Origin of the sequence: Paraburkholderia sp. BL18I3N2, from assembly GCF_003001875.1 — a bacterium.
GTDB lineage: Bacteria > Pseudomonadota > Gammaproteobacteria > Burkholderiales > Burkholderiaceae > Paraburkholderia > Paraburkholderia phytofirmans.
Map to the genome: position 1 here is coordinate 355189 of NZ_PVNC01000003.1, position 24916 is coordinate 380104.

At 63.1% G+C, this 24916-nt stretch carries 26 protein-coding genes; 14 read left to right on the forward strand and 12 right to left on the reverse strand.

All coding sequences use genetic code 11. The features are described from left to right. Positions 1-8: 8 nt before the first annotated feature. Positions 9-314 (reverse strand): hypothetical protein, encoded by a 306-nt coding sequence (locus B0G75_RS40180; RefSeq protein ID WP_146142503.1) that lies wholly within the window; start codon positions 312-314, stop codon positions 9-11. Here B0G75_RS40180 and B0G75_RS11290 point away from each other — a divergent pair. Further along, the gene (locus B0G75_RS11290; protein WP_106304614.1) at positions 313-642 is read left to right on the forward strand and encodes a hypothetical protein; all 330 of its coding nucleotides are present in this window, start codon (positions 313-315) and stop codon (positions 640-642) included. The genes B0G75_RS40180 and B0G75_RS11290 overlap by 2 nt on opposite strands. A gap of 179 nt (positions 643-821) precedes the next feature. Here the strand turns inward: B0G75_RS11290 and B0G75_RS11295 are convergent, their stop codons facing one another. Further along, positions 822-1730, reverse strand: coding sequence for a LysR substrate-binding domain-containing protein (locus tag B0G75_RS11295; protein ID WP_106304617.1), 909 nt, complete (start codon positions 1728-1730; stop codon positions 822-824). Positions 1731-1948: 218 nt separating this feature from the next. Between B0G75_RS11295 and B0G75_RS11300 the strand changes: the two genes are divergently transcribed. The 4 genes from B0G75_RS11300 to B0G75_RS11310 all read left to right on the forward strand — a co-directional run bounded on the left by B0G75_RS11300 (position 1949) and on the right by B0G75_RS11310 (position 3918). Continuing rightward, positions 1949-2476 (forward strand): hypothetical protein, encoded by a 528-nt coding sequence (locus tag B0G75_RS11300; RefSeq protein WP_106304620.1) that lies wholly within the window; start codon positions 1949-1951, stop codon positions 2474-2476. After that, on the forward strand, positions 2457-3242 hold the full coding sequence (locus B0G75_RS11305; protein WP_258194437.1) for a hypothetical protein: 786 nt from the start codon (positions 2457-2459) through the stop codon (positions 3240-3242). The genes B0G75_RS11300 and B0G75_RS11305 overlap by 20 nt, the downstream gene beginning before the upstream one ends. A 145-nt stretch (positions 3243-3387) precedes the next feature. Continuing rightward, positions 3388-3525, forward strand: a complete 138-nt coding sequence (locus B0G75_RS40590) for a hypothetical protein (protein ID WP_181309227.1) — start codon at positions 3388-3390, stop codon at positions 3523-3525. Positions 3526-3651: 126 nt separating this feature from the next. After that, positions 3652-3918: a hypothetical protein gene (locus B0G75_RS11310; protein WP_106304626.1), complete on the forward strand. Its 267-nt coding sequence runs from the start codon at positions 3652-3654 to the stop codon at positions 3916-3918. Positions 3919-3961: 43 nt separating this feature from the next. Here B0G75_RS11310 and B0G75_RS11315 read toward each other — a convergent pair whose 3' ends face one another. The 6 genes from B0G75_RS11315 to B0G75_RS11340 form a co-directional block, all read right to left on the reverse strand. Beyond that, positions 3962-5317, reverse strand: coding sequence for an ATP-binding protein (locus B0G75_RS11315; RefSeq protein ID WP_106304630.1), 1356 nt, complete (start codon positions 5315-5317; stop codon positions 3962-3964). Further along, on the reverse strand, positions 5314-6027 hold the full coding sequence (locus B0G75_RS11320) for a response regulator (protein ID WP_106304633.1): 714 nt from the start codon (positions 6025-6027) through the stop codon (positions 5314-5316). The genes B0G75_RS11315 and B0G75_RS11320 overlap by 4 nt, the downstream gene beginning before the upstream one ends. A 21-nt stretch (positions 6028-6048) precedes the next feature. After that, positions 6049-9180 (reverse strand): efflux RND transporter permease subunit, encoded by a 3132-nt coding sequence (locus tag B0G75_RS11325; RefSeq protein ID WP_106304636.1) that lies wholly within the window; start codon positions 9178-9180, stop codon positions 6049-6051. Continuing rightward, entirely contained in the window at positions 9177-10271 is a 1095-nt protein-coding gene (locus B0G75_RS11330; RefSeq protein ID WP_258194390.1) for an efflux RND transporter periplasmic adaptor subunit, read from the reverse strand. Before B0G75_RS11330 ends, B0G75_RS11325 begins: the two co-directional genes overlap by 4 nt. Positions 10272-10275: 4 nt before the next feature. Further along, positions 10276-11847, reverse strand: a complete 1572-nt coding sequence (locus tag B0G75_RS11335; protein ID WP_106304642.1) for an efflux transporter outer membrane subunit — start codon at positions 11845-11847, stop codon at positions 10276-10278. Between the two features lie 112 nt (positions 11848-11959). Next, a complete protein-coding gene (locus tag B0G75_RS11340; protein ID WP_106304645.1) occupies positions 11960-12250 on the reverse strand; it encodes a hypothetical protein in 291 nt (96 codons plus the stop codon). A gap of 411 nt (positions 12251-12661) precedes the next feature. Between B0G75_RS11340 and B0G75_RS11345 the strand changes: the two genes are divergently transcribed. After that, positions 12662-12997: a hypothetical protein gene (locus B0G75_RS11345; protein ID WP_106304648.1), complete on the forward strand. Its 336-nt coding sequence runs from the start codon at positions 12662-12664 to the stop codon at positions 12995-12997. A gap of 387 nt (positions 12998-13384) precedes the next feature. Then, positions 13385-13630: a hypothetical protein gene (locus B0G75_RS11350; RefSeq protein WP_106304651.1), complete on the forward strand. Its 246-nt coding sequence runs from the start codon at positions 13385-13387 to the stop codon at positions 13628-13630. A gap of 69 nt (positions 13631-13699) precedes the next feature. Here B0G75_RS11350 and B0G75_RS11355 read toward each other — a convergent pair whose 3' ends face one another. Both B0G75_RS11355 and B0G75_RS11360 read right to left on the reverse strand, forming a co-directional pair. Next, positions 13700-14950: an arsenic transporter gene (locus B0G75_RS11355; RefSeq protein ID WP_106304654.1), complete on the reverse strand. Its 1251-nt coding sequence runs from the start codon at positions 14948-14950 to the stop codon at positions 13700-13702. A gap of 133 nt (positions 14951-15083) precedes the next feature. Next, a complete protein-coding gene (locus B0G75_RS11360; RefSeq protein ID WP_106304658.1) occupies positions 15084-16109 on the reverse strand; it encodes a sensor domain-containing diguanylate cyclase in 1026 nt (341 codons plus the stop codon). 207 nt (positions 16110-16316) lie between these two features. Between B0G75_RS11360 and B0G75_RS11365 the strand changes: the two genes are divergently transcribed. From B0G75_RS11365 to B0G75_RS11375, 3 genes are all read left to right on the forward strand, one after another. Next, a complete protein-coding gene (locus B0G75_RS11365; RefSeq protein WP_106304661.1) occupies positions 16317-16871 on the forward strand; it encodes a cytochrome b in 555 nt (184 codons plus the stop codon). Positions 16872-16959: 88 nt separating this feature from the next. Continuing rightward, on the forward strand, positions 16960-17535 hold the full coding sequence (locus tag B0G75_RS11370; protein ID WP_106304664.1) for a YceI family protein: 576 nt from the start codon (positions 16960-16962) through the stop codon (positions 17533-17535). Between the two features lie 45 nt (positions 17536-17580). Beyond that, positions 17581-18159, forward strand: coding sequence for a YceI family protein (locus B0G75_RS11375; RefSeq protein WP_106304667.1), 579 nt, complete (start codon positions 17581-17583; stop codon positions 18157-18159). Between the two features lie 118 nt (positions 18160-18277). Here the strand turns inward: B0G75_RS11375 and B0G75_RS11380 are convergent, their stop codons facing one another. Then, on the reverse strand, positions 18278-19261 hold the full coding sequence (locus B0G75_RS11380; protein WP_106304670.1) for a hypothetical protein: 984 nt from the start codon (positions 19259-19261) through the stop codon (positions 18278-18280). A 415-nt stretch (positions 19262-19676) separates the two neighbouring features. Between B0G75_RS11380 and B0G75_RS11385 the strand changes: the two genes are divergently transcribed. Then, a complete protein-coding gene (locus B0G75_RS11385) occupies positions 19677-20297 on the forward strand; it encodes a hypothetical protein (RefSeq protein WP_106304673.1) in 621 nt (206 codons plus the stop codon). Between the two features lie 139 nt (positions 20298-20436). Here the strand turns inward: B0G75_RS11385 and B0G75_RS11390 are convergent, their stop codons facing one another. After that, a complete protein-coding gene (locus B0G75_RS11390; protein WP_106304676.1) occupies positions 20437-21654 on the reverse strand; it encodes an FAD-dependent monooxygenase in 1218 nt (405 codons plus the stop codon). Positions 21655-21827: 173 nt separating this feature from the next. On the opposite strand from B0G75_RS11390, the gene B0G75_RS11395 reads away from it, so the two are divergent. From B0G75_RS11395 to B0G75_RS11405, 3 genes are all read left to right on the forward strand, one after another. Continuing rightward, positions 21828-22772: a LysR family transcriptional regulator gene (locus B0G75_RS11395; RefSeq protein ID WP_106304679.1), complete on the forward strand. Its 945-nt coding sequence runs from the start codon at positions 21828-21830 to the stop codon at positions 22770-22772. A 165-nt stretch (positions 22773-22937) separates the two neighbouring features. Continuing rightward, positions 22938-23837, forward strand: a complete 900-nt coding sequence (locus tag B0G75_RS11400) for a hypothetical protein (RefSeq protein WP_106304682.1) — start codon at positions 22938-22940, stop codon at positions 23835-23837. Positions 23838-23980: 143 nt separating this feature from the next. Beyond that, positions 23981-24901, forward strand: a complete 921-nt coding sequence (locus B0G75_RS11405; protein WP_106304685.1) for an AEC family transporter — start codon at positions 23981-23983, stop codon at positions 24899-24901. The last annotated feature ends 15 nt before the right edge of the window (positions 24902-24916 follow it).

The window sequence follows — 24916 nt, forward strand, 5'->3', positions numbered from 1 at the left end:
ATGGCGGTTTAGAGGAAATAGGTCCACCAGGATTTTTTCCATTGACTTTGCTTTAACGCCACCATCTGGCCATAGGCGCGAGTTATCGCGCTTTCGTGAATTTCAACTGGGCATGGATTGCGGGCTTCCGGCGGATCCCATGTCTGGCCGACATTGCAGTCGCACGGCCGAACGTAGTGATGAACCTGTCGGACGCCAAGAAAATTCGCTATTTGCCAATCAAGGTACGCGGCACGGTAAGTGCTCCATTCGTGATCAAGCAGGCGGCAATCGTCTGCGTCTTTATTCCAGCTCTGCCAAGGAGAGACGATCATGAACAAGGCAACCAGAAGCTTAATCGCGGCCGTCGCCGCACTCGCTCTGTCGGGCGGCGCTTTCGCACAGGCGGCCGGAGGCTCGAGCGGCGGCGGAACGTCGGGTAGCACCGCTAGTCCGGCAAACCAGATGAACCAGATGAACGGCGCAAACGGCGGCTACGGCACGCCAGGCGGCACCAGCTCGGATAGCGGCATGTCCGGCCGGCCGGCGCCGAATTCGGGCCTGCCGAGCGGAAACAGCACTTCGACCGGCACGAGCGCTCCCAAGACCAACAACACGCTGGCGACCCCGAGCGTCGTGTCGCCGGCCACAGGCCAACAGTAGTTGCCGGAGAGATGACAACCAGCCGCGAATAAGCGCAAGCGCTTCGGTCGCAGCATGGCAGAAGTCAGTGCGAGCGTCGCTCGAAGTTGACGGCTAACAGGCGCTACTCACTACGCGCTTTCGATACGCCGGCTGGTTGCATACCCTGATGGTCGCCGTCACGCGCGCTGCGACAGGATTCAGCGATTGAATTTAACGTGCTCGATGAATGCGCGCAGTTTGGGCAAAACCTGGTGTCTGCCCGAGTGATATAGAAAAACTCCTGGCGTCGTGACGGCGAACGGCACCAATACCGTTTCCAGGCGGCCATCGGCAATCGGCGCCGCCGCAATCGGCCCGGGCACGTGCGCCAGCCCCACTCCCCGAATCGCTGCTCCGAGGAGTGTCGGATAGTCTTGCGCGATAAGCGGCCCCGAGACGATTGCCTCGACTGCCTTGTCGCCGTCGACGAAAGGCCAGGGCGCGATGGACCCGTTCGAGCGGCGCATGCGCAGGCAATGATGGCTTCGCAGATCGTCGATGCGCTCCGGTCGGCCACATCGGCGCAAATAATCAGGGTTACCAACGACCATGAACGGAAACGGTGGAGTCAGACGCACCGCGACCATGTCGGCTTCGATGAACTCGCCCATGCGGACGCCGGCATCGAACCCTTCGGCCGCCAGATCGACCAACTCCGCGCTGGCGACGACCTCGACTTCCACCTCGGGATAGGCCCGGCAAAAGGATGCGATCAGCGGCTCCAACACGATCGGCACTGCCGCGCTCGGCACCGAGAGGCGCAACAGCCCGGCCGGTTTCTGTCCGAGTTCACGCGCGAGTTCGCTCGCACCGATGAGTTCTTCGAAGGCGGGCTTCGCCCGTGAAAGGAAGCGTTCACCTGCTTCTGTCAGGCCGACGCTGCGTGTGGTGCGCACAAAAAGCGCGGCGCCCACGCGTGCCTCGAGCATGCGTATTGTTTGGCTGATGGCCGAAGGCGTCACGCCAAGCTGCGCGGCAGCGCGACGAAAGCTGCGGTGCTCGGCCACGCTGAGAAACGCCTCGACACCGTCGAGCGCGCCTTGCCGGACTGTGAAGTTCTGCTTCATAACCCGTGAATATTATCGCGGATAGTCGCCCGCCGAAAGCGGACTTAGACTCTGCTTGCGGATCAGGAGCGCCGGCACGCCGAATCCCGGTGTGCCGATGGCTCCGGACGTTCGTGCAACTTTCCGGCCCACTGGGACGAAATCTTCAGCAGGGCCGGCTCGGCCTCTTGAGCGCAGTGTTCGAGACCGCGCCGAGCAACACTGACAGGAGTTCAGCAATGTCACCCGAAATCCTTTTCCAGACACAGCTCGTTCTCGGCTATGTCGCATGGTTGCCTTGCCTCGTCGTGTACGCCCTGCCCCGGCTCAAGTCGATGGACCGTGCCGGTGCGCTGCGCGCCATTGCCACGCTGCACAGCTTCCGGTTCTTCGGGCTTGTGTTCATCCTTCCGGGCGTGGTCGGCCCCAATCTGCCGGCCGGCTTCTCCCAGTTCGCCGCTTATGCCGACTTCGCAACCGGCGTGCTGGCCATGCTGGCGTTGCTCACCTTCAGAATGCGTCCGCTCTTCTATTTCTTTGTGTTCGCCTTCAACATCGTGGGCGCGGCCGACATCATCGTCGACTATTATCATGCGACCCGCCTCGACCTTCCCGCCATGGCTGGGCAGTTCGGCGCCACCTACGCAATCCCGATCATCTACGTGCCACTGCTGATGCTGACGCACGTGGTAGCGTTCTATTTGCTGATGCGGCCAAAGACGAAGGCGGCGTGGGCTTTGGCCGGTGATGCCGCCTCCTCGCTTTGACACTTGGTATATGAAGGATGCCCGGATGCGATACAGCAAGGAATTCTTTGCTTTGCAAATCCGCTTTGCGCGGGCCGTTGCCGCGCTGACCGATAGGCCGATCGACCAGGTGTTGCTCGACTATACGAATATCTACGTCCGCTTTGGACTGGGTCGGGCCTTTGATCGGGATCACCCAACGTGGCGGCGCTACGCGGCTGGCTTGAGCCAAACGGCCGACATATCCGACTGGACATATCGCTTCTACCTCGAGCAGAAAACCGAAGTTTCCCGGACGCAGATAGTCAAGACGTTTGGTTGCTTCTCGTATGCGAGGCAAGCTCCGGCATGCGTGCGCATTCACTTCCGGAATATCGAACCGGCCGCGATCTCTCCTTTGAGCATCGACCGTTTGCCCGAACGACTCGCCGAACTCCGCGCGCTTTTCGACCACGTAGCACATAACGAGCAAGAAGCGACACGCGTCGCCGGGACTTCATGGCTCTATAACCTGCGCGCTTATCGACGGTGCTTTCCGCAAGCTTACGTCGCGAGCGCCACGGTCGCTGAAGCGCGATTTCGCAACATGCCTTTGTGGGGGCAATTTCTGGATCGCAACGGGCTAGTCAGAATCGACGCCGCTGAGGATTTCATCCGGCGGTTGTCGAACGTGGAGAAGGTTCGCGATCTGGCGAGCAGCTTTCCACTTCAGGCGCTCGCGGTGGAAGCGCCTATTGAAGACTTCTACAACTTTTATGGGGTGGCCGCCGGTGGCCGTCAGAGGTAGCGCCCGCTCCCGGACGATTGCCATTGAACCCATGCCCGAACGAAGGTCCCGACACTGTTCGGCCACGTCGATATCCACTTCGCGATCGGCGCCGGCATCGTCCCGGCGATCACCTGTTTGTGCGGCGGCGCCGCAGAAGCCTATCGTGATCATCCGCATCGCGCTCTTTATCCTGCCGCCGGTAATCCGGCTTATATTGATGTTAGGCGTGTTCCTGCATCAACGGGATTACCGGTTCAGCGCGATCGCCGCCCTTGTGCCGACAATCGTGGCCATGGGTTGAATGGCCGGCGCGGCATGAAATGCGCGGCACGCACGCGCCCTGGTATGATGCCCATCGCACGCCTTTCGTGGAGTCCGGTTCACCGTCGCTCCTCACGCAGCCTGTCTTTTCGTCACGAGAACCATCATGCCCGTCCAACCCGACAAAGTCCCCGCTGCCAGCACCACACCGCATAAGGCCCCGCGCAAGGTCATGCCGATCGCCGCGCGCAATCTTCTGATGGTGGCCGCCGGCGTCGTGGTCTTCGCGATCGTCGCGACCGTCGTGCTTTACGGTCCGATTACGTACGGCGACCAGATTCCGAACTTCGGCATCATCCTCATGCTGACCGTGCCGGTGATCGCGGGCGTGGCGTTCCGCGTCGGGCTGGATGCATGGTTCGACCGGAAGTGAATGACGGCCGCTTCGACGGCACGCCGTTTGAAAGCCGCCACGTCTAGCGTGTCGAGGCGCCAAGCGGCAGCACCACCCACACCTCGAGCCCGCCACCTTCGCGCGCATGAAACTCCAGACTGCCGCCATGCAGACGCGCGATCCGCTCGACGATCGCCAGTCCCAACCCGGTGCCGCCGCTGTGCGTACGCGCATTGCGGCCGCGCTGGAACGGCGCCTTCAGTTGCTCCAACTCCTGAGCTGAAAGACCTTTGCCGCGATCGCCGACTGCGACGTACACCGCCTCGCGCGTAGCCCAGCTTCGCACCGCCAGTCCGCTTCCACCGTAGACGATCGCGTTCTGCATCAGGTTCATCAGCAGCCGCATCATGCTGATCGGCCGGTACGGCACAGCGGGCAACGTCGCGAGCGACAGCTCGAACTCGTGCCCCAGCCCCGCGAAATCCCCCGCCAGCCGTTCGATCAACGCATTCAGATCGCCGGGCTCCGGCTGCTCGCGCTCACCGCTACCGGCGTAGTCCATGAACTGCTGCAAGATCGTTTCGATCTGGTCCAGATACGATTCGGCGGCGACCACGAAGCTGCTGTCGCTGTCGTTGGGCATCGCCATCGCCATCGAAAGACGCAGCTTGGTCAACGGCGTGCGGATGTCGTGCGAGATGCCCGCGAGCATCAGCGCGCGCGTCGCCTCGGCTTGCTGCAACGCCTGCGTCATCTGATTGAAGGCGCCGCTCACCGCGGCGATTTCCGTGGGACCGTCGGTCGGCAATGGCGCGGGCGTTTCGCCGGCGCTCACGCGGCGCGCCGCAAGCGTCAACTCCTGAAGCGGCCGGTTGAGGTGGCGCTGAATCAGGTAGCCGGTCAACGCCGCCAGCGCGCCCAGTCCGAGCGACAGCAGGATGGCGGCGTCGAGTCCGTTGCCCTGTGCGTCTTCAGGAATCGGCAGCGCGATCCAGTACGGCGTTTGCGGCGCATCGGCCGGCGCGTGCATGCGGATCCACAGGCGTTGGCCGCCCAGCGTTTGCCAGCGCGCCGGCATGTCGGCGGGCAAATGCGCGCGCAAGCTCTCGATAAACACGTTGCGCTGATAGGTGCGGTACGCGCGCATGAGATTTGGCGGCGGCGCGGCGGCGGCTTCGTCCGGCGCCTGGGCGCGGGCGTCGAGGCGCGCGGTCAAGCCTTGGCGCGCCGCGGGCGGCGTCGCCGCGAGCAGATTGTCGAGTGTGGTCACATACGTGGCGAATACGGCAGCCGCACGCTCGACGCGCGGCCGCTGCACATAGTGCAGCAACACACCGAGCGCGCACACCTGGCTCAACATCACGAGCGCGATCAGCAGCGCGATATTGCGCGCCAGCAGCGTTCTCGGCAGCAAGCTTTGCAGCAGCGAGCGTCTCATGAGTCCACGTCCGCAACCAGCATGTAGCCGACGCCCCACACGGTCTTGATGAAGCGCGGCTTGGACGGGTCGTCCTCGACGATCTGCCGCAGCCGCAGCACCTGCACGTCGATGCTGCGATCGAGCGCATCGTGGTCGCGGCCTCGCGCGCGCGCCAGCAGATTGTCGCGGCTCACCGGCCGGTTCGGCGACGACGCCAGCGCGACCAGCAGCAGCATTTGCGCGGAGTGAATCTCCAGCAACTCGCCCGCGCGCGACAGCTGCTGCTTGACGATATCGAGCGAGAAATCGCCGAAGCTCACGCTTTGCGACGTTACGGTGACATCGCCCGAGGCGATCTTCTGGCGGCGCAGCAGAGCGTTGATGCGCGCCACCAGTTCACGCGGCAGAAACGGTTTGGCGAGGTAGTCGTCGGCGCCGGTTTCGAGGCCGACCACTCTGTCGAGCGGGTCGCCCTTCGCGGTCAGCATCAGGATCGGCAAGGTCTGGCCCTGCTCGCGCAAGCGGGCGCAAATGGCGAGGCCGTCTTCTTCGCCGATCATCAGATCGAGCACCAGCAGATCGAAGGGCTCGCGCTCCAGATAGCGATCGAGGCGCTTGCCGTCCTCGGCGACGCGCACGTCGAAGCCGTGGCCGCGCAGAAAGCGCTGCAGCATGTTGCGCAATTCGACTTCGTCGTCGAGCACGATGATTTTGGCGGGGCGATCCATGCGAAGGCTCCTCGATTCAGGCTAGGCGTCGGGCGGAGTTTTCCGTGCCGCATGCCGTTCGCCCAAACGCTGCAACAGCACATAGAACGACGGAATGAACAGCACGGCGATGCAGGTGGAAGCGAGCATCCCCGAAAATACCGCAATCCCGAGCGAGCGTCGCGCGCTGGCGCTCGCGCCGGTGGCGATCACGAGCGGCACCACGCCGAGAATGAACGCGAACGAAGTCATCATGATCGGCCGGAACCGCAGGCGCGCGGCTTCAATCGCCGCCTCGGTTATGGCGACACCCTGCGCGCGCAGATGCCGCGCGAATTCGACGATCAGAATCGCGTTTTTCGCCGACAGCGCGATCAGCAGCACGAGACCGATCTGCGTGTACAGGTTGTTGGCGGCGCCGAGCGCGGCGAGCGTGCCCGCCGTGCCGAGCAAGGCGAGCGGCACCGCCAGCACCACGGCCACCGGCAGCAGCCAGCTTTCGTATTGCGCGGCCAGCACGCAGAACACCAGCAATACGCCCACGGCGAACACCCAGTACGCCGAATTGCCGACCAGTTTCTCCTGATACGACATCGCGGTCCACTCATAGCCGATGCCCGCCGGCAGAATGCGCGCGGCTTCCTGCTCGAACGCCTTGATCGCGTCGCCCGTGCTAAAGCCCGCCGCCGGATTGCCGTTGATGGCCGCGGCCGGCGCGAGGTTATACAGCGTCGCCACCGCTGGGCCGACGCTCGTATGCGCGTCGATGAAGGTGCCCAGCTCGACCATGCGGCCGCTGTTGCTGCGGATCTGCAAGCGGCGAATGTCGTCGGTTTCGCGACGGAATGCGCCGTCCGCCTGCACGAACACCGGGAACGTATGGTTGAAGGTCGTGAACTGATTCACGTAGCTCGCCCCGACATAGTCCTGCAGCAGATCGAACACATTGCCGACCGGCACTTGCAGCGACTCCGCCTTGGCGCGATCGAGCGTGAGTTCGACAGTCGGCACGGACGCGCGGAACGGGCTGAACACGCGCTGCAATTCGGGCCGTTTCGATACGCCGGCTATCAGCGCGTCGGTCGCGTCCTGCAGGCGCTGATAGTTTTGCGAGCCGTCGGTCAGCATGACCTGCATCTGAACGCCGCCGCTGTTGCCGAGACCCTGGATCGGCGGCGGCACGATCACCACGGAACGGATATCGGGCAGCTTCGCCAGTTCGCTGTTCATGCGCGAATATAGCGAGCGCAGGTCCTCGCCCTTGCCGCGCTTGCTCCAATCGTCGAGCGTGACGTAGATCAGCGCGGAATTCGGCAGCGAGGCGTTGTTGTCCAAAGGCGAGATACCGCCGATCGACACCACATGACTCACCCCCGGAATCGCGCCGATCCGTTTCTCGATCTGCGTGCTCGCCTCGCGCGTGCGTCCGAGCGAAGCGGCGTCGGCGAGTTGCGCGGCGATCAGCACGTAGCCCTGATCTTCGAGCGGAATGAAGCTGGTGGGAATGCGCGTCAACAGGAAAGCGGAGCCTGCGCCGAGTACCAGCGCGATCACCAGCGCAAGCCCGCAGCGCGCGACGAACCACGACACCACGCGCACATAGCCCTTTTCGACGCGAGCATAGCCCTTGTCGAACACGCGATACACGATATTCGGCTTGCCGGGCCGCGCGTGCCGCAGCCAGCGCACGCTTTGCACCGGTTTGAGCGTCACCGCGTTGATCGCGCTGATCACCGTGGTGGCCACGACCACCAGCGCAAATTGACGGTACATCTGTCCGGTCACGCCGCCGAGAAACGCCGACGGCAAAAATACCGAGATCAGCACCAGCGTAATGCCGATGATCGGCCCGAGCAGTTCATGCATCGCGTCGATGGCGGCCTGCTTCGGCGTCTTGCCCTGTTCGATATGCTGCGTGATGCCTTCGACCACCACGATCGCATCGTCCACCACGATGCCAATCGCCAGCACGATCGCGAACAAGGTCAGCAGGTTGATCGAGAAGCCGAGCATATAGATCGCGCCGAACGTGCCGATGATAGTCACCGGAATCGTCGTGGCGGGCACCAGCATCGCGCGCCAGTTCTGCAAAAACAGCAGGATCACCGCGAGCACGAGCAAGGCCGCTTCGAACAGCGTCTTGTACACGTCGATCACCGATTGCCGCACGAAGGTGGTCGTGTCGAACGGCAACTGATAACTGACGCCCTTCGGCATGTCTTTCGCCAGACGCGCCATGGTCGCCTTCACCGCATTACCCACTTCCAGCGCATTCGCTTCGGGTAACTGATAAATGGCGATGCCCGCAGCCGGCTTGCCGTCGAGATTGAAGAACTGCCCGTAACTCGACGAGCCGAGTTCGGTACGCCCCACGTCGCGAATCCGCACGAAATGGCCGCCGTTATCCGGATCGGCCTTGACGATGATGTCGTCGAATTCGTGCGGGTCGGAGAGCGCGCCGCGCATCGTCACCGTGAGCTGGAACGCCTGGCCGCCCGAGTTTGGCTCGGACCCGAGCTGGCCCGCGCTCACGTCCTTGCTCTGGCTCTGGATCGCGTTCATCACGTCGGCGGCGGTCAGATTGCGCTCGCTCAGCTTCTGCGGATCGAGCCATACGCGCATGCTGTACTGCCCCGTGCCGAACACGGTCACATCGCCCACGCCGGGCAAACGCGCGAGCGTGTCGCGCAGATAGATCACCGCGTAGTTGCTCAGAAACAGCGAATCGTATTTCGGATCCGGCGATTGCAGCGTGTAGAGCTGCAGAATCGCGGTCGAACGCTTGCGCACGGTCACGCCCTGCTGCTGCACCGCCTGCGGCAATTGCGCGGTCGCCGCCGAGACGCGGTTCTGCACGAGCACCTGGGCTTTGTCGACATCCGTGCCAACAGCGAACGTGACCGTGAGCGTGTAGGTGCCGTCGTTGGTGCTGGTCGACTGCATGTACAGCGCATTTTCCACGCCGTTGACCTGGGTTTCGATCGGCAGCGCCACGCGGTTGATCAGCGTCGCGGCGCCGGCGCCAGGAAAGCGCGCCACCACTTGCACGGTCGGCGGCGTTATGGGTGGATATTGCGCGATCGGCAGATTGATCAGCGCGACGGCGCCGAGCAGCATCACGATCAGCGCGATCACATTGGCGAGGACCGGCCGCTCGACGAAGAAGCGGATCATGACTGGCCCTGCGTCCCGGCGGCCGCCACCTGCACCTTGGTGCCCGGCGCCACCGCCAGCGCGCCGCCCGTCACGACCTGATCGTCGGGCTTCAGGCCCGACGTGATCGCGCGCAGCGAGCCGAACAGTCCGCCGGTCACCACCGCGCGTTTCTCGATCACACTCGCGCTATTCACGACCAGCACGAAAGCGCCGGCCTGCTCGCGCAGCAGTGCCGTCTCGGGTATCAGCAAGACGTTTTGCGGCGCGCCGGCGGGAATATGCACCTCGACCGACATGCCCGGAATCAGATGCGCGTCCTTGTTGGCGATGTCCGCGCGCAGTCTGATCGCGCCGCTGCTGGAGTCGACCCGTGTATCGACGAATTCCAGCGCGGCGTCCTCGCCTTCGCCGGCCGGCGCACCGAGCACGTTCACTCGCACCGTGCGCGGCGGCTTGGTGAAGAGGCCGATGCGGTTCGCGTCGCGTTCGTTCAGCGTGAAATTCACGTACACCGGCTGGATGCGGTCCAGCGTGGCGAGCTTGGTGGAATCGGATGCGCCCACCAGATTGCCGACATCGAACGACCGCGCGCCGATGCGTCCCGCAAACGGCGCGCGTATCTCCGTATAGCCGAGATTGATGCGCGACATATCGCGTTTGGCGAGCGCCTGGTCGCGCGTGGTCTGCGCTTTCTGCAACGACGATTCCGAGGTCGCGTTATCGGCCGTGAGCTGCTTCTGGCGTGTCAATTCCTGTTCGGCGTTGACGAGCTCGGCCTGGTCGTAAGTGAGCTGCGCGCGGTACGTGTCCGGCTCGATGCGAAACAGCAACTGCCCCTGCTTGACGTTGGCGCCGTCGCTGAAACCGATTTCCTTCAGCACGCCCTGCACACGCGCCACCAGCGTGACGGTCGCCGAAGGCGCGACCGTGCCGCTCAGGTCGAGCTGCTCGCGCACCTCGCGCGGCTGCGGACGCATCACGCTCACTTGCGGCAAGGGCGCATTCTGGGCGGCAGGCGCGTTGCCGTCGCGGCAAGCGGCCAGCGCCATGCCGAGCACGATGCACATCCCCGTCACCACACGTCTGGTTATCAGACTCTTTTCTGCCATTCTGTTATTTCCCATTCTCGGGCTCGCCTCCGCTTGCGCGCGCCAACGCGGAATTCGCGGGCGGGTTCAACAAGCGTCCCCAATCCGTGCGCCGCGCCATCTGCTCGGCAATCTGTTCGCTCACCACCTGCTGCCCTTGCGCCACTTCCCAGCCTCCGCCGAGCGCGCGATACAACGCTACCGCGGCGAGCGCGGCGAGCCCCTGGTTCTGCGCGAGCGAATCGCCGTCACGCAACGCCGAGCGCGAGGCGTCGAGCACCGTGTCGTAAGTGACCGAGCCCGAGCGGTATTGCGCATTGGCGAGCCGCAGCGCGCGCTGCGAGGCATCCGACGCGCGCGCCGACGCGGCCAGCGCGTCGAGCGTGGTGCGCAGCCCGGCAATCGCGTCTTCCACTTCTTTCTGCGCCTGCAGCACCGTGTTCTGATAATCGAGCACGGCCTCCTGAAAGGTCGCGTCCTGAATCCGCACGGCGTTTTTCAATTGACCGCGATCGAGGATCGGCAGCGTGATGCCGGCGGAAAACAGGCCGATGGTCTTGCCGCCCCATTGCGTCAAGCCAATGCCGTGCTGTTCGCCCGACGACAGCCCGAACAGGCCCGTCAACGACAAGGATGGATACAGTTTCGCCTTGGCCGCGCCGATCAGCGCCGATTGCGCCGCCGCATTGAGCGCGGCCTGGCGCACGTCGGGCCGGCGGCGCAGCAGATCGGCGGGAATGCCGACATCGATCTGCGTGGGCGGCACGGGGATTGCGCTGCTGCCTTTCAGTTGCGCGTCGACGGCGTCGGGCGGATCGGCGAGCAGCACGGCCAGCGTGTCGCGATCCTGGGCGCGCGCCTTGATGAGCGGCGGAATTTGCGCCTCGGTTTCCGCCACCAGCGTGGCGGCCTGTTCGACATCGAGCTGGCTCGACGCGCCGTGTTTGTAACGCGACTGGGTCAGCGTGAGACTCTGCTGGACCGACTTCAGATTCTGCTGCGCGACGACGATGCGTTGTTCGAGCGCACGCAGATCGATGTAGGCATTGGCGACGTCGCCGAACAGCGACACCAGTGCGTTGTCATACGCGGCTTCCGAGACGCGCAATTGCGCGCGGTCCGATTCGATCTGCCGGCGGTATTTGCCCCAGAAGTCGATCTCCCAGCCCACATTCACGCGCAAATGCTCGGCCCACAGATGGGCCGGCGGAATCGGGCCGACGCCGCTCGTGTTGATATGGGTGGCGCCCACCGACGCGCTGCCCGACTGCGGCAGCAGATTCTCCGCACTGGTCGCGAGCTGCGCGCGCGCCTTGAAGATATGCAGGCCGGCCACTTGCAGCGACAGGTTGCGCTCATACGCGCGCTGCTCCAGCGCGGTGAGCACGGGATCGTTGAACGCGGTCCACCAGGCGGCTTGCGCGGCAGGCGTCGCCTGCGCGGCGCCGGGCAGACTTTCGAGCCACTGGTTTTCCAGCGTCGCTTCTGGCTGTTTGAAATCCGGGCCGACGCTCACGCAACCGCTGAGCGCCACGCTGATCGATACGACGATCGACGCGCCGGCGATACGCAGATGGCGGGACGTGGCAGGTTTCATCGCGCGTTTTTATCGGTTTCGGAGGACGGCTGAGGTTCAGCGGGACAGCTCGCGCGCAGGCGGCACCCCGCGCCGCGCCGCGGCCCCATGGTCCCACCGATGCCGGCGCGGCTCAGTGCGCTGCCCCGCGTTCCTGCATGAATGCCTCGATCTGCGGCAGGGTGATGTAGCCCGCTTTCTGCGTATCGATTTCGTCGAAATGCTTGGCGACCATCGGCATGCCGGCAGCGGCCTGGTCTTTGGTGAGCTTGCCGTCGTGCGTGGTATTGGCATTCGCAAAGCGCGATTGCAGCTGCTGCACCATGCGCTCCATGCGCTGCGGATTGCCGCCTTGCGGCGCGGCCTGTGCGAACGTGACGGTGGATGCGCAGCACAGCAACACCATAGCGATCAACTTCTTCATGACTGACTCCTTCGATTGAGCCACCGAGCGTCGCCTGCCGTTTGCGGCGATCCGTTTCGATGACAGGCCGAATTCTTGGGGAAGCGCCGTCGCAAGGCAACTTCAGAATCATGTCGATGTATGTCATGGCGTTTAAGGCCTCGCCGTGAGCCACCACGAGTGCCGCCGCAAGCGCCATGCCGCAATGCAGCAGGCACTGCCTACACCCGCTGTCATGCCAAAGGCCCGCCGCCGCGTGACATGGAATGAAATGAGTTTGCGATGCCGTTTTGACGGCGCTTTGCGTATCTTTCGTCTGCCGGCGCCGACTGCGCCTCGCCGCAACGGCTGAGTTACCACGTGACCCGAATCAGCCGGCCCGCTTCTTTACCTGAAGACGCCTCGCACTGCTCAACGCATCAGGAGTACCAATTGACCATCCGTCTCGTTTGCGCCTCAACTGTCACCGCCATCGGCCTCGCCTGTTCGTCGACGGCGTTCGCCCGCGTGGTCGTCTATCTGCCCGCCGCCGTGGTCTACGCCCCGCCCCCGCGCCCGGTCTACTACTCCGTGCCGGTCAATCCCGTGTACGTGGTGGCGCCCCCGCCGGTGCCGCTGCCGGTGGCGGTTCCGGTCGCGGCCACCGCGACGGCGCCGAAGCCCGTTACCCTATACACCACCGTCGTCGTCCCCGCGCCGACCAACTACGCGGTCGTACCCGCCCCCACGGTGACCTACGCCCAGCCCGTCATGATGATGCCGCGTTAGGCGCGCCCGGCGTGTCGCCAGCGAATGTGTCAGGTACGGCCCTCGCTGTGGAATCAGCATAGGACATGCGGCCGCCGGCAATGCCTGGTGGATTCCCGTTGTCCTGAGCACTATCCGGCGGCGCGATGTGAAGCGCGAATCCGTGCTGCAAAAGTCTGAACGTGCCCTTGGAATAAAGCGGTGGGTAGAGCGGTTATAGAGGAAGGCCGAACGCAGAGGCCAAACTCAGCGCGATGCCGTTCCAGCGAACGTGGAGCATCGCATGCTCAATGCTGTTGATGACCTGGAGCATGTCTGTTCGCTGGACATGTCCGTCCAACCATAGGACTCGCGAGCGGCCCGCCGGGCGGATGTCGGGCAGGCCACCACCCTTTGTGGAAACGTCAGATGAACTACCAGGAACTCGACAAGGAGATCGCCCACCTCGAACGTGTGTTCGGGATGATCTCCACCAACGATCGCATTCCGCTGTCCTACTGGCACAGTCGCCTGCGAAATTTGCCCAGACCGACATTGATGCCGATACAGCGCGCGCGCATCGCGCGGCTCGAGGCGACGCTGCGCTCGCTGACAGAAGCGGACCAGGCGTCGTTAGCAGAGCCGCGGTTGCGTCCCACCGGAACGCCGTGGTAACGCCGTGGTAACTCGGTGGTAACGCGGCGGCCCGGACCCGCCGCCGCCCTCGCAGCGAGATTCGCTCCCTCAACCCGTCAGAATCCGCGCGCCGAGCGCGAGCACGAGCGCCGGCAGCATCACCAGCGCGCCCACCTTCAGAAACTTCATGAAGCTCACGTCTTCGCCTTCGCGGCGAATCGCGTTGAGCCAGAGAATCGTCGCCAGCGAACCGGTGATGGACAGATTCGGTCCGAGGTCGACGCCGATCAGCAGCGCGTCGATGACACGCTCCGGACTGTGCGCCTGCATCACCGTCGAGCTGGCGATCAGACCCGCCGGCAAGTTGTTCATCAGGTTGCTGCCGATCGCGATGACCGCGCCCGCCCAGCCCGCCGTGGCCAGTTCGTGCTGCTGCGCGGCGCGCCGCGTGAGTTGCGCCGCCGCCGTGATTACACCGGTGTGATCGAGCATTTCGACGAGCACGAACAGCGCGGCGACCAGTGGCAGCACGCTCCACGAGATTTCGCGGATCATCGGCAGCGGCGATTTGCGTTCCAGAATCAGCACGATCAGTGCGGTCAGCGCCCCGAGTATCGCGGTCGGCATGCCGAGCGGAACATCGAACGCGGAGACTGTCAGCAGCACGGCGGCCGTCACCGCGATGCCCGCGAGCGCCACGCGGCCGCTCGCCGACAGTTCTACCGGATCGAGATTTGCCTCACAGGTGCCGGCGAGCGCGTCGCGCTGAGTCCAACGCAGCATCACGTAGGTCGCGACGATCGACAGCAGCGACGGCAGCGTGAAGCGCATCAGCCAGGCGCCGAGCGCGGGCGTGTGATTGCCGTACAGCACGATGTTGGCGGGATTCGAGATCGGCAGCACGAAGCTCGCCGCATTGGCGATGAATGCGCAGACGAACAACAAGGGCAGCGGATGCGTCTTCGCCTTTTTGGCGGCGGCGAACACGGCCGGCGTGAGGACGACGGCGGTGGCGTCGTTCGAAAGAAACGCGGTAATCACCACGCCGACCAGGTAGACCAGCAAAAAGAGTTTGCGCGGCGAACCTTGCGCATGATTGACCGCGAGCACGGCAACCCAGTCGAACAGACCTTCACGGCGCCCCACTTCCGACAGCAGCATCATGCCGAAGAGGAACAGATAGACGTCGGTGCCCTTGCCGATCGCCTCGATCGCCAGATGGACCGGCAATAGCCCGAGCGAGACCAGCAGCAGCGCGCCGGCCACGGCCCACACGGCTTCGGGCCATTTGAACGGCCGGGTGATGACGCCGGCCGTGGCGGCGGCGGCGATACCCCAGGAGAGGAAAACGGAATTCACTTGGCAAGCTCTGAAAGGTTGATGACGCGCGAGCGCGATGTCCGGCCTGGCCCGGCGAGCGTGCCGATGAGGCGGCGGCCGCAGGCGCTCAAATAGCAAGTTGCGCGCCCGTGGCCATGCTGTGGCGCGCGCTTCATCCCACGCGGTTCACCGCCGCAATGCAATCGCGGCCGTTGTCCTTTGCGTGGTACAGCTGCGTATCCACCAGATTGACGAAGGCCACCAGATCGGCCGCCGCGGCCGGAATCGTGGTGCCGACGCCGAAGCTGGCGGTCACCGTCTGGCGGAACGGCGAGCGTTCATGCGCGATCTCTTCGGTCGCAATGCGGTTGCGGCAACGCTCGGCCACCTGGCGAGCGGCGTCGGCGCCGGTGTTCGGCAGGATCAGCACAAACTCTTCCCCGCCGAAGCGGCCGACAAAGTCGCCCGGCCGCACCGCGCCGCTCAGCACGCCCGCCACCCGCCTCAGGCACTCGTCGCCCTGCACGTGACCGTAGTAGTCGTTGTACGACTTGAAGAAGTCGATATCGACCATGATCAGCGAGAGCGGCGCCGCATGACGCAAAGCCGCGCTCCATTCGCGCTCCAGGCTGGCGTCGAACGCGCGGCGATTGCCGACGCCGGTCAGGCTGTCCTTGAACGACAGCGCCTCGAGTTCCCGCTGCAAGGCGGCCAGCTTCTCCTCGGTCTTCTTGCGCTCGCTGATATCGAACATGAATCCGACCAGCGACTCCACGTCGCCGCGCGCGTCGCGCACCACATGCACTACGTCGCGCAGCCACACGTATTCGCCCTGGCTCGTCAACGCGCGGTAGTCCGCTTCGTGATCGGTGCCCGCCTGCGATTGCGCGACACAGAATTCGACCACCTTCTCGCGGTCCTCGGGATGCATGCGCGCGGCCCAGTCCTGCACGGTTTTCCAGCTCGACGGCGCCCAGCCCAGCAGGGCTTCGATCTGCGGGCCGATATAGGCGAACTCCATGGTCGCCCAATCGATCTTCCACGGAATCGCTTTAGTCGATTCGAGCAATGTGCGGTAGACAGCCGCGTCGTGCTCCATGTAACCTTCCACCCCGGCCGCGACAGGTGCCGCGGGTGTAGTCTCGTGCCGCAAAAAATCCGCGCCCAGCGCGATGTTGTTGTTCTCAAGCCTGTTCATCGGTCTCAACTCTCCTCGCGGTTCAGCCGGCAAATTAACACAGCGGACGACCTCGCGGCCCATTACAGCCGCCGCACCGTTTTATTCCAGCGACATTAGCGTCACGGCTACAACAATCTGTTCCCTTCTCCCCGGCTATTCAGTTTTCATTGGCATCCCTACTATTCGCCTTCACCTGCATACCCGATAACCGTAGAACGTCAAAGTATGAATTCCAGCCCTGTCCGTTCAGACCGCTACCACGGCGCCGCCATTGCGTTGCATTGGCTGATCGCGGCGTTGATCATCTGCGGCTTCTATATCGGCTGGATCATGACCGATATTCCCGGCTTCACGCCCACCAAGCTCAAGTATTTCTCCTGGCACAAGTGGATCGGCGTGACCGTGTTCGCACTCGCCGTGGCCCGCGTGCTGTGGCGCGCCACCCACCGCGCGCCGGCGCTCGATAGCAGCACACCCGCATGGCAGAAGGCCGCCGCCCATCTGGTGCACAGCGTGCTGTACGTGCTGATGCTGGCGATTCCGCTGTCCGGCTACTTCTATAGTTCCGCCGCCGGCATTCAGGTCGTGTATCTCGGCATCGTGCCTCTGCCGACCATCATCGGCCCGGATCAGGCGCTCAAGGCGAGCCTGCGCACCGTCCATATCCTGCTCAATTACACATTGCTCGCGCTGGTGGCGATGCACGTGGCGGCGGCGCTCAAGCATCAATTCGTCGACCGCGACGGATTGCTGGCCCGGATGATTCCATTCCTCAAGTAACAGCCGGTGATTGGCTACGGCTTGTTGACAATTTAATTCCCAACGGTGTGCAATCAACGCACGCGGGTTCGATAGGATGCGTACCACCATGAAAACAAACCTTTACCACTCCGTTCAACGCGTGACGCTCGCCGGCATCGCGGCCTTCTCGCTGTTCGGCGCAAGTCTCGCGCATGCCGATGTCGACACGAGCAAGAGCAGCGTGATCGCCACCACGAAACAGATGAACGTGCCCGTCGACGGCAAGTTCAGGAAGTTCTCGGCGCAACTCAATTTCGATCCGGCCAAGCCGACCGCCGGCAGCGCCAATGTGTCGATCGACACCGGCAGCTACGACCTCGGCGCCGAAGACTACAACAAGCAGGCTCAAGGCAAGGAGTGGTTCGACAGCGCCACCTTCCCCGCCGCGACCTTCGTCTCCAGCGCGATCGCGCCGGCGGGCGGCAACCAGTACAAGATCACCGGCAAGCTCACCATCAAGGGCAAGTCGCAAACCGTCGTGGTGCCCGTCACCATCGCCAGCCAGGGCGCCACGCAGACCTTCGACGGCGCGTTGCCGATCAAGCGCTCGCAATTCGACGTGGGTACTGGCGAATGGAAAGATACGTCAGTGGTCGCCGACGAAGTCGTCATCAAATTTCACATCGTCGCTTCGAAGAAATAACTCGACACGAAGCGTCGCAGCACTATCTGAAACCTGGAGAACACCTTGAAGAAACAACTTTTGCTCGCCGCAGGCGCGCTGGCCGCCGCGTTGTCGTTCAACGCCATGGCAGCCGATACCTATCAGCTCGACCCGACGCACACGTACCCGAGCTTTGAAACCGACCACTTCGGCGGCCTGTCGATCTGGCGCGGCAAGTTCAAGAAGAGCAGCGGCACCGTGGTACTGGATCGCGCGGCGAAGACCGGCACGGTCGACGTGACGATCGACATGAGCTCGGTGGATATCGGCAACGACAAGCTCGACGCGGAACTGGTCACGGACAAGTTCTTCGACGCCGCGAAGTACCCCACCGCGACCTACAAGGGCACGCAGATCCGCTTCGACGGCGACAAGCCGGTGGAAGTGATCGGCACGCTGACCATGCACGGCATCACCAAGCCGGTCAATCTGAAGATCGAATCGTTCAAGTGCATCATGAACCCGATGCTCAAGCGTGAAGTGTGCGGCACGGAATCGACCGCGACGTTCAATCGCGACGACTTCGGCGTCGACTTCGGCAAGACCTACGGCTTCAAGATGCAGACCACACTGCACATTCAGGCCGAAGGCATCAAGCAGTAAGCGGCACTTTTTCGCGCATGCCTTTCGCGCATGCGTCTCACGGTTGCGGCAACCGGTCCTTCGACCGTCACGTTGCCGCAACCCGCTCCCTGCTCTCCACGTCAGTCCGCTTCTTCGCTCAGCCGCTCACCAGCGCGCGGAACGTGTTCACGCTTTCCGTGTAAGTCCCCGTCTGCCCGTTCGATGTCACTGTGATGCCGACCGTCGACGCGTCTTTCGGCGTGATGGTCTCGACGGTATCGTTCGTCGACAACTGAATCATGCCGGCCTGCACATTGCCCCCGCTGATCGTGACCGGTGCCGGCGTCGCGACGTTGAAGGCGATCACCGCGTCGGCCACGTTCACGCTGATGCTGCCGCTGGTGGTGAGCGTGTCCGTGACCGGATCCGTGCCGTGCACGCGCGAGTAATTCAGCGACGTAATCGTGATGGTGCCGCTGATGTTGCCCGAACCCGCCGGTTGCGAACGGCTCAGCGTCACGGTCGGCGCGCTCGCGGTGGTGGTGGTGACGCCCGTTTTCGCGTCGTAGCTCATGGTGAAACTGACCGTGCCGTTCACCACGGTCGTGCTGTTCGCGGAAACCAGCGTCAACGCGTTGGCGGTTTCAACAGCGGTGTAAGACCAGTCGTTCGACGCCTTGCCGACCACGCCCTGCGAGCTCTGAATCTGCACGCTCACCGTGCCGGTAATCGAGGCGCTGTCAGATACGCCGGGCGCCTTCACCTGTCCAACGCACTGATTAAAGCTGACGGCCGCGGTCTCGCCGCTTTGCAGGCCGCTCGCGCCCGCACTCTGTGTCGCCACGCTGATCGAACCGCCGACCGGGCAAGCGGTCGTGCTATTCGGCGTGCCGGCCGTGACACCCGTCACCAGAGACTGCACCACCGAGGTATAGATCACCGCGACGCCCGGCCCCGACAACATGCCGAACGCGCCGGCATAGCGCGCGACATGCTCGCTTTGCACCGCCGAAGACAACTTCAGCACGTTGCTGCCGGTGTTGGCGCTGCTGCCGCCCGAACCACCGCACGCGCTCAATAAAGCCGTTGCAGTTGCAACGACCGCGATGCCGAACGATCGCGACGCCTGAGACAAAACCATAACTGCTCCAGATCCATAAAGCCGGTCGCGCACACATCACGACACACGCAAAATGAAGCGCAGCGCGCTCCTTTTATCAGATGAATGACCCATTTCTCGAGTGCCGTGTGCGTGGCAAACGGGTCTTCTGCGAGAGTCATTATCGAAGCGCGGCATTCTGTTCGATTCACCGAATAGCCCTTTAAAACAAGGCTATTCTGCGCACCACTTGCGATTTAATCGCCAGTTCGGCAGGAATTACAGGTCATAAATTCCGTTTTCTTCGAACCATGAAACTTGAGCGCGAGGAACCGCCACAACTGCCCGCTATTCGTTCATTTGAACCGCATGGTTAAACCGTACAGTCGCCACACGGAAATAATCCTTGTCGGGAGACGGTGCGGTGAAACGGGTAAAGAATGCGGCTGTGGTCGCGATGGCAGCGACGATAATGATGGGCGCAGCACAGGCGCAGGAGGTGTATGTGCATGGCGGTACGCTCGGCGCCGGTGTCGGAGCGGCGCTGCCGCTGAATTCATGGGCGGGCGTGCATGCGGAAATCGAAGGTTTCGGCTTGTCGCATTCGGTCCACGCCAACGACAACGAGTACGACGGCCATCTCAAACTCCTGCAAGGCGGCCTGTATCTCGATCTGTTCCCGTTCAGCTCCAGCGGCTTTCGCGTGACGGCCGGCGCGCTCATCAACGACGACGAACTGAGCGCGCATGCCGTGCCGAACGCACAAGGCAACTATAAGATCGGCGACGACTTCGTACCGGCAGTCGGCGCCGCGCCCTCGGCGACGGTCACGCTGCCGCGCGTGATGCCTTACCTGGGCATCGGTTACGGGCACAAGCCGGTCTCGAAGGGGTTCGGCATGACGGTCGACCTCGGCGTGGCGTACGGGCGCCCGCGCGCCAGTTACAACGTGCCGGCGATCTACTCGATGTTCACGCCGCAGTCGAACATCGACGAGCAGGAACGCAAGATCAGCGACAAGGTGGAGCGCTACAAGCTTTATCCGGTGTTGCAGATCGGGGTGAGCTACCGGTTCTGAGTACCTGTTTGCAAACTGCAATTAGTTAGCCCGCAACTCTTACGGTTGCGGGATTTTCTGCGTTCACATTTTTGCCCTGCGCTTCCGCGCGCCACGCAGAAAGTCTTCGCGCCGCCGCCAGCAAGCAAGCATCGTGGCTTTAAAGCCAGGTACCACCCTGACGTTCGTTCGGCTCTTCTGTGAGGGCGTCGAAACCGTGAATCCATTCCAGATGATTTAGCACACTGTCGCGTGCGCCGAGGCGCGCGTTGCGCGCCTGCGCGGCCGGCCCGTCGGGCAGATGCAGCACGTCCGCCGTGGAAATCGACGCGTACTGCACCTTGCGCGTGCGGCCCCGGCGCAAGCGCTCGTAGGCTTCCTGCGCCTCCCGCCAATTACCTGGGCCGGCCTTGGCGAGTTGCCCGGCCAGCACGACGGCATCCTCGATCGACTGGTTGGCGCCTTGACCGTGATGTGGCACTAGCGCATGCGCGGCGTCGCCGATCAGGGTCACGCGGCCCTTGCTCCATCGGCCCAGCGGCGGACGATGGAAAAGCCCCCAGCGCTGGCTGATCGGCACAGCGGTGATCATCTGCGTCACGGCCGGATGCCAGTCCTTGAACAGGCGCAGTTGCTCACCCTCGCTAGCTGACATGACCGAGTCACGCGACGGCCACGGCGATGGATGACGCTCGACCAGCAGGAAGTTCTGATCGCCCTGGTCGCCGATCGGATAGTGCAGCAGATGGCCCTGTGGTCCGATCCAGAACTGGATGGTCTCGGGATCGGGCAGCAGGTCCATGCGCCCGGCCGGCACCACACCGCGAAAACCTGAACAGCCTGAGTACAAAACGTCGTCGTAGCCGAGCATCCAGCGCCGCGTGATCGAGCGCGCTCCGTCGGCGCCGACCACCAGATCCGCCTCGATACGCCGACCGTTGTCGAAAGCGAGGCTGACGCGATCCGGTTGCTGTGTGAGATCGACGAGCCGATGGCTCAAGTTGATGCGCTCGAGGCCGACGGCCTTCGACAACACGGCCTGCAGATCCGCACGATGAACGCCCCAGTACGAGCCGCCGAATTGCTCACGATAGCTGGGTGCGCCGCGGTGGTGTCCGATGACTTCCCCGCTGCGTCCATCGCGATAGATCAGGCCCGGAATCTCGGCGCACACGGCGTCGAAAGCCGTGCGCAGTCCCATGCGTTCGTAGAAACGCGTGGCATTGGCCGATAGCGCAACGGCCGCTCCCACCTCGCGCAGTTCGTCGGTCTGCTCGTAGAGCTGCACATCGATTCCATGTTCGCGCAGCGCGAGCGCAAGCGTGAGGCCGCCAATGCCCGCGCCGACGATGGCAATCTTCAGATCCATCTGTTTCATGAAAGTGTCTCCAATATCTCGGTCAACCGCTCTGGGGTGGCGTGGTGCGCGCCAAGGTCGCATCGAATGTGTGCGCCGTGCAGGTATTCTCAGTACGGGGCGTTCATCCTGCAATAAAATGGCAAGAATCTGCTTCATCACTCAAAGGAATGAGAGTCCGTCATGTCGAAGCTATGGAACTGAGCGATGTCGACCTCAACCTGCTGCTGCTTTTTCAGCGGCTGATGCAGGAGCGGCGCGTGTCGAGCGTCGCCGAGCAGATGAACATGAGCCAGCCCGGCGTCAGCAATGCACTCGCGAAGCTGCGTCGCCGGCTTGGCGATCCGTTATTCGTGCGCGGGCCAGGCGGTGTCATACCCACGCCGTTCGCGCTGCGTCTGGCTGAACCCGTCTCGCAGGCACTCGCGACGCTTCACGCTGCGCTCAACCCCGAAAGTGGTTTCGATCCGCTAATTGCCACGCGCACCATGACGATCGGAATGACCGATATCGGCGAGGTCGTATTCCTGCCCGCGCTGGTCGAACGCCTTTCGCACGCAGCACCGGGCATCGCGCTTAACACGGTCCGCAACGCGAGCGTCAATCTGCGCGACGAGATGGCCGACGGCCGGGTCGATCTCGCCATAGGCTTGCTGCCACAACTCCAGGGCGGCTTTTATCAGCGCCGCCTGTTCGATCAACCCTATGTTTGCGCATTCCGGCGAGGCCACCCGCTCGAGGACGCGCCGCTGACACTCGCTGCCTGGCGCGACGCTGAACATCTCGTCGTGGTGTCAGCAGGCACGGGGCATGGGCAGGTCGACGACTGGCTGAAACGGCGCGGTGTGCGGCGCCAGGTTCGACTGACGGTGCCGCATTTCATGAGCGTGGGCTATATCCTGCAACGCACCGATCTGATCGCCACGGTGCCGGAGCGACTCGCGCTGCAACTGGCCGAGCCATTTTCGCTTGGCCTGCGCGCGTTGCCCGTGGCGCTGCCCGCCGCGCCGATTCATCTGCTTTGGCACGCACGGGTCCAGCAGGACGAAGCGAATCGCTGGCTGCGCGGGGCGGTAATCGATCTGTTCGCGGATACGGCGGCGCACGAGCGCAAAACAAGGTCCGCGAAAAAGAAATAGGACTGACCGGTGGCTTTCAGGCATGCGCGCCAAGCAGATCATGGACGGAAGGGACTGTTGATTCCGCTTCGGCTGTAACATTCATACGAGAGGTCGTACCGCGGCAACGAGCGGCTGCGCTGCCCGGGAGCGCGAATTTCATCCAACCAGCAGGAGCGTGTTTTCATGAACACCCAGCGGATCACGCGAATCATCAAACGGCTCGCACTCGTTGCGCTCACGCTGTCGGGTCTCTGGCCCGGCGGGCTCACATGGGCCGACGACAATGCCACCGCGCTCAAAGGCGAGTACGACACGCTAGCGCCACAACTAAAGTCGAACGTGTTTCATCGCCCGATCCATCTTGACTCGCAAGAAACACAGAACGCGTTGAAGGGCGATATCTATGCCGTTGTCGATTTTCCGTTCGCGACCGTCAACAGCGCATTCAACGACCCGCAGCGAGGCCCCGCGACCTGGTGCGACGTGCTGATCCTGCATCTGAACACGAAGTACTGTCATGCCAGTTCTGGCAGCAATGGCGCGACCATCAGCATGAACGTCGGCAAGAAGACGGAACAGGAACTCGGTGACACGTCGCGTGTGCAGCTCGACTACCGTTCAGTCGCGACGAGCCCCGACTACTTCCAGGTCGATTTAAGCGCCGCGGAAGGACCGCTCAGCACGAAGGACTACCGCATCGTGCTGGAAGCCGTCGATATCGGCAAAGGGCGCACGTTCCTGCATCTCACGTATTCGTACGGATTCGGCATGGCGGGACGCATCGCAATGAAGACCTATCTCGCGACCATCGGCAGCGCAAAAGTGGGCTTTACGCAGGCGTCAAACGGCGATTACGTGGGCGGTGTGCGCGGCCTCGTCGAGCGCAATACGATGCGTTATTACCTCGCCATCGACGCGTACCTGGGTTCGCTTTCCCTGCCTGCCGACAAACGTGTCGATCAACGCTTTGCGACATGGTTCGATGCGACAGAGCAGTACCCGCGGCAATTGCATGAGGTGAGCCGGCAAGAGTATTTGCAGATGAAAAAGAACGAATACCAGCGCCAGCAAACGGCGCAATAGAAAAATTGCGGACGCGGACCGTGCTTGTGCCGCGCTGAAGTCTGTCGATCGATGCGCACGTTGCGCCACGTTTTCTCCGACAATGACGTCCAGTCCGGGATGAGCGTTGATGCGCCCAGGTCCCATCGCTACGGGAGGTCACGATGCATCTCGCCGGCACCATACTTCCGATCTTCGCCATCATTCTGTTCGGGTGGGTTGCCGGCGCCTCCGGCTACATGCCGCGCGCGCTGGCCGCACCGCTGATGCGCTTTGCCTACTACGTGGCGATGCCTTGCCTGGTGTTCCTGACGATCGCCGATGAGGCGCTTCACTCGCTCCTTGACTGGCGCTTTCTTGCGGCGTTCGGCGGCGGCTCCATGGTCTGCTTCGCGGCGGTCATGATGTTCGCGCGAATCGCGTGGGGCGCAGGCGTCGGGAAAAGCGGAATACTGGCTGCCGGCGTGTCCATGACGAACACCGGATTCGTCGCGCTGCCTATATTGAAGACCCTGTTTGGCCAGGCGGGCGTGCTCGCGGCGGCGATTGCGACCGTATTCGTCGGTGCCGTCATGTTTCCGATTCTGGTTCTGCTGCTCGAGATCGGGCGATACGATACATCGCGCAACATACGAACGGCTGCGCTGTTGCGGCAGATCGCCACCAATCCCGTCATCCTCGCGACGATTTTTGGACTGCTTTGGTCGATCCTCGATTTGAAACTGTACGGACCGGTCGTGTCGTTTCTCACCATTCTCGGCGAAGCGTTGACGCCATGCGCGTTATTCGCGATTGGACTCGATCTGACAATCGCCGAACTGCGCGAGCGGCTCGGTCTCTATGCGTTGCTAACGGCACTCAAGCTGGCCATCATGCCGCTCGTGGTCTATGGGCTTTGCCTTGCGGTTGGCCTCGACCGGACTGCTACTGTTGCCGCCGTCGTGTGTGCTGCCGTCCCCACGGCCAAGAGCGCGTACGTGCTGGCGGTCGAATACGACGTCGAAAAGAACGTAGTGGGTGCAGTGATTTCGATGACTACACTCTTTTCAATCTTCACGTTGCTCGCCTGGCTTTACGTTTTGTAGCGGGGGCTCGCTAAC

Excerpts from the sequence above, each read along its gene's own strand:
- B0G75_RS11320 (WP_106304633.1), bottom strand. The coding sequence starts at position 6,027 with ATGGATCGCCCCGCCAAAATCATCGTGCTCGACGACGAAGTCGAATTG.
- B0G75_RS11385 (WP_106304673.1), top strand. The coding sequence starts at position 19,677 with ATGGCAGCGACGATAATGATGGGCGCAGCACAGGCGCAGGAGGTGTAT.
- B0G75_RS11305 (WP_258194437.1), top strand. The coding sequence starts at position 2,457 with ATGCCGCCTCCTCGCTTTGACACTTGGTATATGAAGGATGCCCGGATG.
- B0G75_RS11290 (WP_106304614.1), top strand. The coding sequence starts at position 313 with ATGAACAAGGCAACCAGAAGCTTAATCGCGGCCGTCGCCGCACTCGCT.
- B0G75_RS11310 (WP_106304626.1), top strand. The coding sequence starts at position 3,652 with ATGCCCGTCCAACCCGACAAAGTCCCCGCTGCCAGCACCACACCGCAT.
- B0G75_RS11335 (WP_106304642.1), bottom strand. The coding sequence starts at position 11,847 with ATGAAACCTGCCACGTCCCGCCATCTGCGTATCGCCGGCGCGTCGATC.
- B0G75_RS11295 (WP_106304617.1), bottom strand. The coding sequence starts at position 1,730 with ATGAAGCAGAACTTCACAGTCCGGCAAGGCGCGCTCGACGGTGTCGAG.
- B0G75_RS11330 (WP_258194390.1), bottom strand. The coding sequence starts at position 10,271 with ATGGCAGAAAAGAGTCTGATAACCAGACGTGTGGTGACGGGGATGTGC.
- B0G75_RS11300 (WP_106304620.1), top strand. The coding sequence starts at position 1,949 with ATGTCACCCGAAATCCTTTTCCAGACACAGCTCGTTCTCGGCTATGTC.
- B0G75_RS11380 (WP_106304670.1), bottom strand. The coding sequence starts at position 19,261 with ATGGTTTTGTCTCAGGCGTCGCGATCGTTCGGCATCGCGGTCGTTGCA.
- B0G75_RS11350 (WP_106304651.1), top strand. The coding sequence starts at position 13,385 with ATGAACTACCAGGAACTCGACAAGGAGATCGCCCACCTCGAACGTGTG.
- B0G75_RS11340 (WP_106304645.1), bottom strand. The coding sequence starts at position 12,250 with ATGAAGAAGTTGATCGCTATGGTGTTGCTGTGCTGCGCATCCACCGTC.
- B0G75_RS11325 (WP_106304636.1), bottom strand. The coding sequence starts at position 9,180 with ATGATCCGCTTCTTCGTCGAGCGGCCGGTCCTCGCCAATGTGATCGCG.
- B0G75_RS11405 (WP_106304685.1), top strand. The coding sequence starts at position 23,981 with ATGCATCTCGCCGGCACCATACTTCCGATCTTCGCCATCATTCTGTTC.
- B0G75_RS11365 (WP_106304661.1), top strand. The coding sequence starts at position 16,317 with ATGAATTCCAGCCCTGTCCGTTCAGACCGCTACCACGGCGCCGCCATT.
- B0G75_RS40180 (WP_146142503.1), bottom strand. The coding sequence starts at position 314 with ATGATCGTCTCTCCTTGGCAGAGCTGGAATAAAGACGCAGACGATTGC.
- B0G75_RS11360 (WP_106304658.1), bottom strand. The coding sequence starts at position 16,109 with ATGAACAGGCTTGAGAACAACAACATCGCGCTGGGCGCGGATTTTTTG.
- B0G75_RS11390 (WP_106304676.1), bottom strand. The coding sequence starts at position 21,654 with ATGAAACAGATGGATCTGAAGATTGCCATCGTCGGCGCGGGCATTGGC.
- B0G75_RS11400 (WP_106304682.1), top strand. The coding sequence starts at position 22,938 with ATGAACACCCAGCGGATCACGCGAATCATCAAACGGCTCGCACTCGTT.
- B0G75_RS11315 (WP_106304630.1), bottom strand. The coding sequence starts at position 5,317 with ATGAGACGCTCGCTGCTGCAAAGCTTGCTGCCGAGAACGCTGCTGGCG.
- B0G75_RS11370 (WP_106304664.1), top strand. The coding sequence starts at position 16,960 with ATGAAAACAAACCTTTACCACTCCGTTCAACGCGTGACGCTCGCCGGC.
- B0G75_RS11395 (WP_106304679.1), top strand. The coding sequence starts at position 21,828 with ATGGAACTGAGCGATGTCGACCTCAACCTGCTGCTGCTTTTTCAGCGG.